At 51.2% G+C, this 11,888-nt stretch carries 12 protein-coding genes and 1 riboswitch; of the genes, 8 read left to right on the forward strand and 4 right to left on the reverse strand.

Annotated features, from left to right (window positions below):
- Nucleotides 1–8: 8 nt before the first annotated feature.
- From cbiB to pduF, 4 genes are all read right to left on the reverse strand, one after another.
- Complete coding sequence (cbiB, locus tag ACLJXE_RS17210; protein WP_410751494.1) at nucleotides 9–968, reverse strand: adenosylcobinamide-phosphate synthase CbiB; 960 nt, start codon at nucleotides 966–968, stop codon at nucleotides 9–11.
- Nucleotides 965–2,344: a cobyrinate a,c-diamide synthase gene (locus ACLJXE_RS17215; RefSeq protein ID WP_410751495.1), complete on the reverse strand. Its 1,380-nt coding sequence runs from the start codon at nucleotides 2,342–2,344 to the stop codon at nucleotides 965–967. Before ACLJXE_RS17215 ends, cbiB begins: the two co-directional genes overlap by 4 nt.
- Before the next feature lie 87 nt (nucleotides 2,345–2,431).
- Nucleotides 2,432–2,607, reverse strand: a riboswitch (cobalamin riboswitch).
- A 332-nt stretch (nucleotides 2,608–2,939) separates the two neighbouring features.
- Nucleotides 2,940–3,851: a transcriptional regulator PocR gene (pocR, locus tag ACLJXE_RS17220; RefSeq protein ID WP_202038924.1), complete on the reverse strand. Its 912-nt coding sequence runs from the start codon at nucleotides 3,849–3,851 to the stop codon at nucleotides 2,940–2,942.
- Between the two features lie 202 nt (nucleotides 3,852–4,053).
- Nucleotides 4,054–4,863: a propanediol diffusion facilitator PduF gene (gene pduF, locus ACLJXE_RS17225; protein WP_410751496.1), complete on the reverse strand. Its 810-nt coding sequence runs from the start codon at nucleotides 4,861–4,863 to the stop codon at nucleotides 4,054–4,056.
- A gap of 525 nt (nucleotides 4,864–5,388) precedes the next feature.
- On the opposite strand from pduF, the gene pduA reads away from it, so the two are divergent.
- From pduA to pduJ, 8 genes are read left to right on the forward strand one after another with little or no spacing between them, the layout of a single operon-like run.
- A complete protein-coding gene (gene pduA / locus ACLJXE_RS17230; RefSeq protein WP_003030255.1) occupies nucleotides 5,389–5,670 on the forward strand; it encodes a propanediol utilization microcompartment protein PduA in 282 nt (93 codons plus the stop codon).
- Complete coding sequence (pduB, locus tag ACLJXE_RS17235) at nucleotides 5,670–6,482, forward strand: propanediol utilization microcompartment protein PduB (RefSeq protein ID WP_410751497.1); 813 nt, start codon at nucleotides 5,670–5,672, stop codon at nucleotides 6,480–6,482. The genes pduA and pduB overlap by 1 nt, the downstream gene beginning before the upstream one ends.
- An 18-nt stretch (nucleotides 6,483–6,500) precedes the next feature.
- Nucleotides 6,501–8,165 (forward strand): propanediol dehydratase large subunit PduC, encoded by a 1,665-nt coding sequence (gene pduC, locus ACLJXE_RS17240; RefSeq protein ID WP_286628075.1) that lies wholly within the window; start codon nucleotides 6,501–6,503, stop codon nucleotides 8,163–8,165.
- 10 nt (nucleotides 8,166–8,175) lie between these two features.
- Nucleotides 8,176–8,850, forward strand: a complete 675-nt coding sequence (gene pduD / locus ACLJXE_RS17245) for a propanediol dehydratase medium subunit PduD (protein ID WP_410751498.1) — start codon at nucleotides 8,176–8,178, stop codon at nucleotides 8,848–8,850.
- 14 nt (nucleotides 8,851–8,864) lie between these two features.
- Nucleotides 8,865–9,383 (forward strand): propanediol dehydratase small subunit PduE, encoded by a 519-nt coding sequence (gene pduE, locus ACLJXE_RS17250; protein WP_410751499.1) that lies wholly within the window; start codon nucleotides 8,865–8,867, stop codon nucleotides 9,381–9,383.
- A 15-nt stretch (nucleotides 9,384–9,398) separates the two neighbouring features.
- Entirely contained in the window at nucleotides 9,399–11,231 is a 1,833-nt protein-coding gene (locus ACLJXE_RS17255) for a diol dehydratase reactivase subunit alpha (protein WP_410751500.1), read from the forward strand.
- Complete coding sequence (locus ACLJXE_RS17260) at nucleotides 11,221–11,571, forward strand: glycerol dehydratase reactivase beta/small subunit family protein (RefSeq protein ID WP_410751501.1); 351 nt, start codon at nucleotides 11,221–11,223, stop codon at nucleotides 11,569–11,571. Before ACLJXE_RS17255 ends, ACLJXE_RS17260 begins: the two co-directional genes overlap by 11 nt.
- A 19-nt stretch (nucleotides 11,572–11,590) precedes the next feature.
- Nucleotides 11,591–11,866, forward strand: a complete 276-nt coding sequence (gene pduJ, locus ACLJXE_RS17265; RefSeq protein WP_001057752.1) for a propanediol utilization microcompartment protein PduJ — start codon at nucleotides 11,591–11,593, stop codon at nucleotides 11,864–11,866.
- Nucleotides 11,867–11,888 lie beyond the last annotated feature (22 nt).

The raw sequence follows: 11,888 nt of genomic DNA on the forward strand, positions 1-11,888 counted from the left end.
TGTTGTCCTCAGGCGACACCGACCCACAGCCAGCGCAGCGCAATAAACAGCGCCAGTGCCAGGGTCGATGCTACCCACATCAATCGAATCGTTTGGGAAATGTCGTCTACAGAAATGTCTCGTTGTTGATCGCCAATCCACGGTTTCTCAACGCGCTCGCCGAAGTAGTCATTAGGCCCCCCCAGACGAATACCTAATGCCCCTGCCACGGCAGCTTCCGACCATGCGCAGTTTGGGCTGCTATGGTTGTAGCGATCACGCCAGCCAATCTGCAAAGCACGTGCGCCGTCCTGGCGGCATAAAAACGCCGCCACACCCAGCAGCAACCAGCTCAGTCTTGCCGGAATAAAATTAGCGACATCGTCCAGACGGGCGCTAACCATGCCGATAGCACGGTATTTTTCATGTTTGTACCCCACCATTGAATCGAGGGTATTCACCGCTTTGTAGGCCATCGCCAGCGGCGCACCACCCAGTAAGAGGAAGAACAGTGGCGCGATGATGCCGTCAACGGTGTTTTCCGCCACAGTTTCCACCACGGCGCGGTTAATCTGTTTTGGTTGCAGCTGCGAGGTATCACGTCCCACAATCCAGGAGAGTTTTTCCCGACTTTCGGCAAGATTATTGGCACGCAATGGACGCTCGACATCCAGCGCAGCATTCGCCAGACAACGCCCTGCCAGCACGGTAAAGATCATCCACACCTCTACGCCCCATCCCAGCCACGGGTGAATAGAACTCGCCAGCGTCAACACCCCCCAGGAAACGCCCCATGTCACACCGACCACCACGATCCACATCACGGCACCACCGATTCTCAGCGTGCTATCACTATGGCAATAACGCCGAATGACTCGCTGGATTGCGGAGATAAGGTTGCCGATCCAGCGCACCGGGTGAGGCCAGTTCTGCGGATCGCCGATGATAAAATCCAGCAGCCAGGCAACGCACCATGCAAGTATCGTCATAGCGTGTTCCTCGCAGCGGCCAGCCAGTGATTGAGCATTTCGGGGCGCTGGGCAAAATGAACGTGCAGATAACTGGCGAAGGTATTTCCGACCTGCCATCCGCCTGACCAGGCCTGCAGCGTTTTGCCATCACGCACCTTGCGGCAATTCATCACTGCCGGGATTTCAGGGGTAAAATCGGAATAGTGGAATTCATGTCCGCGCAGGACTTCACCGGCCGTTGCCAGCAATGTTTGCTGCGTGGCTTGCGCCTCGCAGTAGCCAAACCGGGTCAGCCGTTTGCCCATTTTGCTGTGGCCGGGAATGATGTCCGCCATCGGCCAGATATCGCCATTGCTATCTTCCAGAGAGCTACCGAGGTACATCAGACCACCACACTCAGCATAAATAGCGACGCCACGCTGATGCGCTGCTCGCAATTGCTCCAGCATGGTGACATTACGGGCCAGGGCCGCAGCATGCAGTTCCGGATACCCACCGCCTAACCAAATCATCTGACAGTCTGGTAAACAGGTATCATGCAGCGGGCTAAAACGAACAATATTGAGGCCCGTACGCGCCAGTAACGTCATGTTATCCGGGTAATAAAAGTTGAACGCCTCGTCATCAGCAACGGCCAGCGTTAATCCTGCACCTGCGTCTGCAGCAGGCAGTGCGGGCCATTGACCGACAGGAAGGTTGTCTAACATGCTTAAGTTCAGCAGCGCGTCGATATCCAGCGTCTGTTCCAGCGTCGCGGCAAAATCCTGCCATGGCTGCTGGTTGATAACTGACTCACGAGCGGTAACCAGACCCAGATGACGCTCCGGGAGTGCGACGCCCTCCATGCGGGGAACATAGCCCAATACAGGCACGGAGCAATAACGCTCAATCGCAACTTTGAGTAGCTGGTAATGTGTTTCGCTGTTGACCCGATTAACAATCACGCCTGCAATGTTCAGACTGGGATCAAAATGCTGAAACCCCATCACCGTGGCAGCTATCGAAGTGGAAACCGCTTTGCCATCAACCAGCAAGATGACCGGGCAACCCAACTGTTTCGCCATCGCCGCAGTACTGCAGTAATCAGGGTCCGTTCCATAGCCGTCATACAACCCCATAACGCCTTCGATAACGGCAATATCCGCGTGCTGCATCTGCTCGCAAAATAAGGCATTCAGTGTAGAGGTGGGTAGCATGAAGCTATCAAGATTGCGGGAAGCCGTGCCGCACACCGCGGTGTGCCAGCCGGTATCAAGGTAATCAGGACCGACTTTGCATGGCTGGACGCGTAACCCGCGCTTTTTCATCAGGCTCAACAAGCCCAGCGTCACCGTGGTTTTGCCACAGCCGCTACCGGTACCTGCAAGAACAAACGCGTGAAAACTGGCCGCCATACCCTGATCCTGTTCAGGGTGGTAGGGGTGTATAGATACCCAGTCTCTCGACTGTATGCATCTGCGCAACCCACTTCCCACCGAAGTTGTTGGTAGTCACCGACAGGCAGGTCTTCTGGCTTAGCGTCGTCCTCGCCCGCCCTTCCCAATCTTGCGATCAGTGGTCTATACGGGGTCGTCAGCATCACAGCAGCGGGGGCTGCGGGGGATTCTCACCCCCTTCCCTACCACAAATGTGGCAAACCTGTCAGTTCAAGAGCCGATTTAATTTGGCTCTGTGTCTTGAGGCAAATTCACGACCTCATGACAATAATTCAAATTAATATCTTGCCGGGTACATTCAACCAATGTTATGGCCTCACCCCGTTTATTCACATGTTCATTTTTTGAATGAAAGCGTCATTAAAGAATAAAGAAAGTCTTTCACACAGACACTGTATCTCATCACAAAAATAAAAACTGGTGCAGTTTATCCCTCAAATACTATTATTTTGTTGCGCTATGACAATTTATTGACTGCTGTAGTTATTTTTCATTTTATAATGACTGACATAGCGTACGATATCAAAAATCGGCAATAGCAAATTATTGCTATTTAAGCTGTATCTTCAGATGAGATGACATTTATTTGCTGACGGAAAGCCTGCGGCGTAACCTGGTACGTTTGACGGAAAACTTTGCAAAAATAACTGGTTTGTGAGAAGCCTAAATTTCGCGCAATACTGGCAATGCTCCAGTCGCTATGACAAAGCAACTCTTTGGCACTCGCCATTCGCTGTTGATTTACCCATGCGTTAAATCCTATCCCCTGATATTTTTTGAACAATTTGCTGAAATAGTAAGGACTGAGATAAACGTGAGAGGCAACATCCTCCAGACGAAGCTCGTCTGATAAATGCGCATCAATATAACGCAAGGCTTTCTTCATTTTACTGTCATGAGGGTTCGGACTACGATTAGCCCGCACCGGCTCTGATTGTTGCGGATTGTCTTTGATTACGACGAAATTCAGTTGTTTTTTAAGACAATTTTCTACAATGAGCTTCAGCAAATCAGCTGAGGCAATAACCCGCGAATAGTCCATTTCCGGTACATTACGAAATTCACTCACCAGTTCGGGATCGGCTTGCCAACGGTCGTCCACGTTCAGAATATCCACCAGCCCCACGTCATTACTTAAGCGCACCTGACCACATAAGACAAACCCTACCAGATGTCCCGCAATGACCAGCGGAATAGAGAAGTCGGTAAGTCCGGCATGGCAGCGATAAATGCAGGGTTGATCGGATTTTGAAGCTTCCAGCCCCCCACAGCGATCGCTCATACGACATCGCGTACTATGTTGAGGATGCTGGCGCATCAACTGGCAAAAAGGAGTGAAATTAAAAAGCTCAGAAATTTCATCACCGTGAATATTGACAACCACAACAGCCAGACTGGTGGCCTGCGCAAAATCCTGTGCGATTTTATTAATGAGTTCTGAGTTCAGGGCGCTCGCAGAAATCATGATAAAACCTCTCAGTTAATTTATTGTTATAAATAAAACATATCATTTACACTCGCTTTTCATCTCGCTATCCAAAGCAATGATAAAAGGCGTATTCGAACATAACAAAAGTCTCCCATTCTTGGGAGACTTTTTAAGCGGTTCAGGAAACCTGATCACGAAAACAGTTATCACATTTCAAAAATAAACATTTTCCGTGAAGCTAACGCTCCTTTTCCTCAAGCTTACAGCTATTACACGGTAAGTTTTTGCCAATAAAGTAACGATAAATTGCCGCCCCCGCACAAGCACCAATGACAGGTGCCACGATCGGGACAATAAAGTAAGGAATATCACGCCCCCCAGTCATCGCGACATCCCCCCAGCCCGCCATCCATGCGAACAATTTAGGTCCAAAATCACGAGCCGGATTCATGGCGAATCCGGTAAGCGGCCCGGTAGATGCCCCAAGAACAGCAACCAGAATACCGATCAGTAGCGGTGCTAACGGCCCCCGGGGAATCCCATTGCCATCATCGGTGAGCGCCATGATCATCCCCATCAGAATGGAGGTAATCACAACTTCCACCAGTGCAGCCTGCCAGACGCTGAGTGCGGCGGCAGGATAAGTACTAAATATGCTGGCAAGCTGCAGACTTTCGAGGCTCCCCCGCACCATATGGTGGACGGTTTCATACTCGATAAACAAACTGCCATACAATAAATAGGCGAGCAGAGCGCCACCAAAGGCACCAGCCACCTGAGCAATAGAGTAAGGCAACACTTTACGACCAGGAAAACAGGCAAACAGCCACAGTGCTATGGTGATGGCGGGATTGAGATGCGCACCCGAGATCCCTGCTGTCAGATAGACTGCCAGTGAGATCCCCAGCCCCCATATAATGCAGATCTCCCACAACCCTAAACTGGCACCGGCTACTTTCAGGGCGCTCAGGCATCCAATGCCAAAAAACAAAAATAATCCGGTACCCAAAAACTCGGCAATACATTGCGCTTTTAGTGAATCGTTCATTGTGACACCTTCTAAGCAGAGTTCGTGTCTTTACCAGCGGTCTCCTTGCTGGCTCGTAGAATACTTCGAGACTTACTATAAAAAGCGATGTCGGCAAATTGTTGGCAACCTGAGGGCGGTATGTACGTCAAAATCGTGTTGTGATAGCAAATTCTTGTCATCACCTTTATAAAAACATGCCGACTAATGGAGTGAAACCTTATTAAAAGCATATTTATAAAATAATAAAATATTGCTCATGGCAGATTTTCATTTTCAAACAACCATCACAATTTCATTTTCATCGCATAGCAAATGATATTTATATTGTCACCTTTAAAAGTGTAAATATGGAATTAACAAAACCAATTTGTCATATTAACAATATTTTATAACCCATTAAAAAACAATGCATTACGATAGATCATGGCAATTTTATATCACCATATCCTCACTATTTTTTCACTCACACTTTCAAGTCAGCCATTCTTTTTCCTCGCTTCTTTTTATAGTCATGAAAATCGGGACAACCCAGGCGAGGTCTTTATGCAACAAGAAGCGTTAGGAATGGTAGAAACCAAAGGCTTAACTGCAGCCATAGAGGCCGCAGACGCAATGGTGAAATCAGCCAATGTGATGCTGGTCGGCTACGAAAAAATTGGTTCAGGGCTGGTAACAGTCATTGTTCGCGGTGATGTAGGCGCGGTTAAAGCAGCAACAGATGCCGGTGCCGCCGCCGCACGCAACGTGGGAGAAGTGAAAGCCGTACATGTGATCCCACGCCCTCACACCGATGTCGAAAAAATCTTACCGAAGGGAATTAGCTAATGAGCAGCAATGAGCTGGTTGAACAGATCATGGCGCAGGTGATTGCTCGTGTGGCAACGCCAGAACAACAAGCTACCCCTGAAAATACTCACCCAACACGAGAAACGGCTATGGCAGAGAAGAGCTGCAGTTTAACGGAATTTGTCGGTACTGCGATTGGCGACACCGTCGGTCTGGTAATCGCCAACGTAGACAGTGCCCTACTGGACGCGATGAAACTTGAAAAACGCTATCGCTCCATCGGTATCCTCGGCGCGCGCACAGGCGCAGGCCCACACATCATGGCCGCCGATGAAGCGGTAAAAGCCACAAACACTGAAGTCGTGAGTATTGAGCTTCCTCGTGATACCAAAGGCGGCGCAGGTCACGGCTCGCTGATTATCTTAGGCGGTAACGACGTTTCTGACGTGAAGCGCGGGATTGAAGTTGCGCTGAAAGAACTGGATCGCACCTTTGGCGATGTATATGCCAACGAAGCCGGACACATCGAAATGCAATACACGGCGCGCGCCAGCTACGCGCTGGAAAAAGCCTTTGGTGCGCCAATTGGTCGTGCCTGTGGCGTTATCGTCGGTGCCCCGGCCTCCGTTGGTGTACTGATGGCCGATACAGCGCTGAAATCCGCCAATGTTGAAGTGGTGGCCTACAGTTCCCCCGCGCATGGCACCAGTTTCAGCAACGAAGCCATTCTGGTCATTTCCGGTGACTCTGGGGCTGTGCGTCAGGCCGTCATCTCAGCCCGTGAAATCGGTAAAACCGTGCTGGCGACCCTCGGCTCAGAACCCAAAAACGACCGTCCGTCCTATATCTGATATCAGTGAGGCTGATTCATGAGATCGAAAAGATTTGAAGCACTGGCGAAACGCCCTGTGAATCAGGACGGCTTCGTTAAGGAGTGGATCGAAGAAGGCTTCATTGCGATGGAAAGCCCGAACGACCCTAAGCCGTCGATTAAAATCGTCAACGGTATGGTCACTGAACTGGACGGCAAATCCGTCAGTGAATTTGATCTGATTGACCACTTCATCGCGCGCTACGGCATTAACCTGGCACGCGCTGAAGAGGTGATGGCGATGGACTCGGTTAAACTCGCCAATATGCTTTGCGACCCCAACGTCAAGCGTATGGACATTGTTCCTCTGACCACTGCAATGACGCCAGCGAAAATTGTGGAAGTGGTTTCGCACATGAACGTCGTTGAGATGATGATGGCAATGCAGAAAATGCGTGCCCGCCGTACCCCATCTCAACAAGCGCACGTGACTAACGTCAAAGACAACCCGGTACAGATTGCCGCCGATGCAGCAGAAGGTGCCTGGCGTGGCTTTGATGAGCAGGAAACGACCGTTGCTGTTGCACGTTACGCGCCGTTTAACGCGATTGCTCTGCTGGTAGGTTCGCAGGTTGGACGCCCTGGTGTGTTAACTCAGTGTTCCCTGGAAGAAGCCACCGAACTGAAACTCGGCATGTTGGGCCACACCTGTTATGCAGAAACCATCTCCGTCTACGGTACTGAACCCGTCTTTACAGACGGTGACGACACGCCATGGTCAAAAGGTTTTCTGGCCTCTTCTTACGCCTCACGCGGCCTGAAAATGCGCTTTACTTCTGGCTCCGGTTCAGAAGTTCAGATGGGCTACGCCGAAGGCAAATCGATGCTTTATCTGGAAGCACGCTGCATTTACATCACCAAGGCGGCTGGCGTTCAGGGTTTGCAAAACGGTTCCGTAAGTTGCATTGGCGTACCTTCAGCCGTGCCATCAGGCATTCGTGCTGTGCTGGCAGAAAACCTGATCTGTTCGTCACTGGATCTGGAGTGCGCCTCCAGCAATGACCAGACCTTTACCCACTCCGATATGCGTCGTACTGCTCGTCTGCTGATGCAATTCTTGCCGGGTACAGATTTCATTTCTTCTGGATATTCCGCTGTTCCGAACTACGACAACATGTTCGCTGGTTCCAACGAGGATGCCGAAGATTTTGACGATTACAACGTCATCCAGCGTGATCTGAAAGTAGACGGTGGTCTGCGTCCGGTTCGGGAAGAAGACGTTATCGCCATTCGCAATAAAGCGGCTCGTGCGCTGCAGGCCGTATTTGCCGGAATGGGGTTACCGCCAATCACCGACGAAGAAGTCGAAGCCGCGACTTACGCCCACGGTTCGAAAGATATGCCAGAGCGTAACATTGTTGAAGACATCAAATTTGCGCAAGAGATCATCAATAAAAACCGTAACGGCCTGGAAGTGGTGAAAGCCCTTGCCCAGGGTGGGTTTACCGATGTTGCTCAAGACATGCTCAACATCCAAAAAGCCAAGTTAACCGGAGACTATCTGCATACCTCCGCCATTATCGTCGGCGACGGACAAGTGCTTTCCGCAGTGAATGACGTCAACGATTATGCCGGTCCGGCAACAGGTTATCGCCTGCAAGGCGAACGCTGGGAGGAAATTAAAAACATCCCTGGCGCACTTGATCCCAACGAGCTTGGCTAAGGGGTGAACAATGGAAATCAATGAAAAACTGCTGCGTCAGATAATTGAGGATGTGCTGGCTGAAATGCAGACCAGCGATAAACCCGTCTCTTTTCGCGCATCGACCGCAACCAGTGCACCACAGGCTGCAACGGTACAGGGCGACGGCTTTCTGACCGAAATTGGCGAAGCCAAACAAGGTCAGCAGCAGGACGAAGTCATTATTGCCGTAGGTCCGGCGTTTGGCCTCTCACAAACTGTCAATATCGTCGGTATTCCGCACAAAAATATTTTGCGCGAAGTGATAGCCGGTATTGAAGAAGAGGGAATTAAAGCACGCGTGATCCGTTGCTTTAAATCTTCCGACGTGGCGTTTGTAGCCGTGGAAGGTAACCGCCTGAGTGGTTCCGGGATCTCAATTGGCATCCAGTCCAAAGGCACAACGGTTATCCACCAGCAAGGGTTACCACCGCTTTCTAACCTGGAATTGTTCCCACAGGCACCGTTGCTGACGCTGGAAACCTACCGTCAGATTGGTAAGAACGCCGCGCGTTATGCCAAGCGTGAGTCTCCGCAACCGGTCCCGACGCTGAATGACCAAATGGCGCGTCCGAAGTATCAGGCGAAATCAGCCATTTTGCACATTAAAGAGACCAAATACGTCGTAACAGGCAAAAACCCGCAGGAACTGCGCGTGGCGCTTTGATAAAGGATAACTCCATGAATACCGACGCAATTGAATCGATGGTTCGGGATGTGTTGAGCCGGATGAATAGCCTGCAAGGAGAAACACCCTCTCCCATTACGGCGGCAGCTCCGGCACATACCGCAAAAGTCACGGATTACCCCCTGGCGAATAAGCATCCTGAGTGGGTCAAAACCGCAACCAACAAAACGCTGGATGACTTCACGCTCGAAAATGTTTTGAGCAATAAAGTGACCGCGCAGGATATGCGTATCACACCTGAAACGCTGCGTATTCAGGCGGACATCGCCAAAGACGCCGGCCGTGACAGACTGGCGATGAACTTCGAACGCGCAGCCGAACTGACTGCTGTACCTGACGACCGCATTCTTGAGATCTACAACGCGCTACGTCCTTATCGCTCAACGAAAGACGAGTTGATGGCCATCGCCGACGATCTGGAGAATCGCTATCAGGCGAAGATCTGTGCCGCGTTCGTTCGTGAAGCAGCAGCGTTGTATGTAGAGCGTAAGAAACTTAAAGGCGACGACTAACGTCAGGGTGAAACGATGCGATATATAGCTGGCATTGATATAGGCAACTCATCAACGGAAGTCGCACTGGCAACCCTGGATGAGACTGGCGCGCTAAGCATTTCCGGCAGCGCACTGGCGGAAACCACCGGAATTAAAGGCACATTGCGTAATGTGTTTGGTATTCAGGAGGCACTTGCACAGGCGGCAAAAACTGCCGGAATTAATGTCAGCGATATTTCGCTCATCCGTATTAACGAAGCCACACCGGTTATCGGTGACGTGGCGATGGAAACCATCACCGAAACCATCATCACAGAATCCACCATGATCGGTCATAACCCCAAAACGCCTGGCGGTGTCGGGTTAGGCGTTGGTGTAACCATTACGCCGGAAGAGCTCCTGACCCGTCCGGCGGATACACCGTATATTCTGGTGGTGTCATCGGCTTTCGATTTTGCCGATGTCGCCACGATGATTAATGCTTCCGCACGCGCCGGATACCAGTTGACTGGCGTTATTTTGCAACAGGACGACGGTGTGCTGGTTAGCAACCGGCTGAACACGCCTCTGCCCATCGTTGATGAAGTCCGCCATATCGATCGTATCCCGTTGGGCATGCTGGCCGCCATTGAGGTCGCTGTTCCTGGCAAAGTTATCGAAACCCTTTCTAACCCGTACGGAATCGCGACTGTCTTTAGCCTTAGCGCAGAAGAGACCAAAAACATTGTCCCCATGGCCCGCGCACTGATTGGCAACCGCTCTGCGGTTGTGGTGAAAACGCCATCTGGTGATGTGAAGGCTCGTGCAATACCAGCCGGAAACCTGGAACTGCAATCGCAAGGACGAACCGTACGCGTCGATGTCGCGGCAGGTGCAGACGCGATTATGAAAGCGGTTGGCGAATGCCCGAAACTGGATAACGTCATCGGAGAGGCGGGAACCAATATTGGCGGCATGCTGGAGCACGTTCGCCAGACAATGGCTGAATTAACCAACAAACCCAGCCATGAAATCTTTATTCAGGATCTGTTGGCAGTTGATACTTCAGTTCCAGTCAGCGTGACCGGGGGACTTGCCGGCGAGTTTTCGTTGGAACAAGCCGTTGGTATTGCTTCTATGGTGAAATCAGATCGTCTGCAAATGGCGATGATTGCCCAGGAAATCACGCAAAAACTCAACATTGATGTACAGGTTGGTGGGGCTGAAGCCGAAGCCGCTATTCTGGGAGCCTTAACCACACCGGGGACCACACGTCCACTGGCTATTCTGGATCTTGGGGCCGGATCAACTGACGCCTCTATCATTAATCCTCAGGGCGAAATTATTGCCACACACCTGGCGGGCGCAGGCGATATGGTCACGATGATTATTGCCCGTGAACTGGGTCTGGATGACCGCTATTTGGCGGAAGAGATCAAGAAGTACCCGCTGGCGAAAGTGGAGAGCTTGTTCCACCTGCGTCACGAAGATGGCAGCGTTCAGTTCTTCCCAACGCCTCTCTCTCCTGCCGTCTTCGCTCGCGTATGCGTTGTAAAACCTGCTGAACTGGTGCCACTGCCAGGCGATCTGACGCTGGAAAAAGTTCGGGCTGTTCGTCGCAGCGCTAAAGAGCGTGTTTTTGTTACCAACGCGCTGAGAGCGTTGCGACAGGTTAGCCCGACCGGGAACATTCGGGACATTCCCTTTGTCGTTTTGGTTGGAGGTTCTTCTCTGGACTTCGAAGTTCCGCAACTGGTTACTGATGCGCTGGCTCATTATCGCCTGGTCGCGGGTCGCGGCAATATTCGGGGTTCGGAAGGCCCGCGAAACGCAGTTGCGACGGGGTTAATTATCTCCTGGTACAAGGCATTCGCTCATGGAAAGTAACCTCACTGTACCCGCTATCGTGATCTTCGCCATGGGTGACTGCGCAAACATCTGGAATGACGTTCTGCTGGGCATTGAAGAAGAAGGTATCCCCTTCGTGATTCAACAGACTCACTCGACTGACATTATCCACAACGCATGGCTGGCCGCCTGTCAGTCACCGTTGCTGGTCGGCATTGGATGCGACCGGGAAAAGCTGGTTGTGCACTATAAGAATCTACCCACCTCAGCGCCACTTTTTACGCTGAAATATCAACAAAATAGCCACGCTCGCCGGAGCATTGGTAATAACGCTGCGCGGCTGGTAAAAGGCATCCCCTTCCGGGACTGCCACTCATAATCCACAGGAGAAAAGCAGTATGAATAACGCACTGGGACTGGTTGAAACAAAAGGGCTTGTCGGCGCTATTGAAGCCGCTGATGCCATGGTGAAATCCGCAAATGTGCAGTTGGTTGGTTACGAAAAAATTGGCTCAGGACTTATCACCGTAATGGTCCGCGGAGATGTCGGCGCAGTAAAAGCAGCAGTAGATGCAGGAAGCGCAGCAGCGAGTGCTGTTGGAGAGGTGAAATCCTGTCACGTTATTCCACGTCCACACAGCGACGTTGAAGCCATTTTACCTAAATCCGCATAAATCGCCGTAAACAAGGAGCACA

This window comes from Citrobacter sp. U14242, from assembly GCF_046555775.1.
Classification (GTDB): Bacteria; Pseudomonadota; Gammaproteobacteria; order Enterobacterales; family Enterobacteriaceae; genus Citrobacter.

Excerpts from the sequence above, each read along its gene's own strand:
- cbiB (WP_410751494.1), bottom strand. The coding sequence starts at position 968 with ATGACGATACTTGCATGGTGCGTTGCCTGGCTGCTGGATTTTATCATC.
- ACLJXE_RS17215 (WP_410751495.1), bottom strand. The coding sequence starts at position 2,344 with ATGGCGGCCAGTTTTCACGCGTTTGTTCTTGCAGGTACCGGTAGCGGC.
- pocR (WP_202038924.1), bottom strand. The coding sequence starts at position 3,851 with ATGATTTCTGCGAGCGCCCTGAACTCAGAACTCATTAATAAAATCGCA.
- pduF (WP_410751496.1), bottom strand. The coding sequence starts at position 4,863 with ATGAACGATTCACTAAAAGCGCAATGTATTGCCGAGTTTTTGGGTACC.
- pduA (WP_003030255.1), top strand. The coding sequence starts at position 5,389 with ATGCAACAAGAAGCGTTAGGAATGGTAGAAACCAAAGGCTTAACTGCA.
- pduB (WP_410751497.1), top strand. The coding sequence starts at position 5,670 with ATGAGCAGCAATGAGCTGGTTGAACAGATCATGGCGCAGGTGATTGCT.
- pduC (WP_286628075.1), top strand. The coding sequence starts at position 6,501 with ATGAGATCGAAAAGATTTGAAGCACTGGCGAAACGCCCTGTGAATCAG.
- pduD (WP_410751498.1), top strand. The coding sequence starts at position 8,176 with ATGGAAATCAATGAAAAACTGCTGCGTCAGATAATTGAGGATGTGCTG.
- pduE (WP_410751499.1), top strand. The coding sequence starts at position 8,865 with ATGAATACCGACGCAATTGAATCGATGGTTCGGGATGTGTTGAGCCGG.
- ACLJXE_RS17255 (WP_410751500.1), top strand. The coding sequence starts at position 9,399 with ATGCGATATATAGCTGGCATTGATATAGGCAACTCATCAACGGAAGTC.
- ACLJXE_RS17260 (WP_410751501.1), top strand. The coding sequence starts at position 11,221 with ATGGAAAGTAACCTCACTGTACCCGCTATCGTGATCTTCGCCATGGGT.
- pduJ (WP_001057752.1), top strand. The coding sequence starts at position 11,591 with ATGAATAACGCACTGGGACTGGTTGAAACAAAAGGGCTTGTCGGCGCT.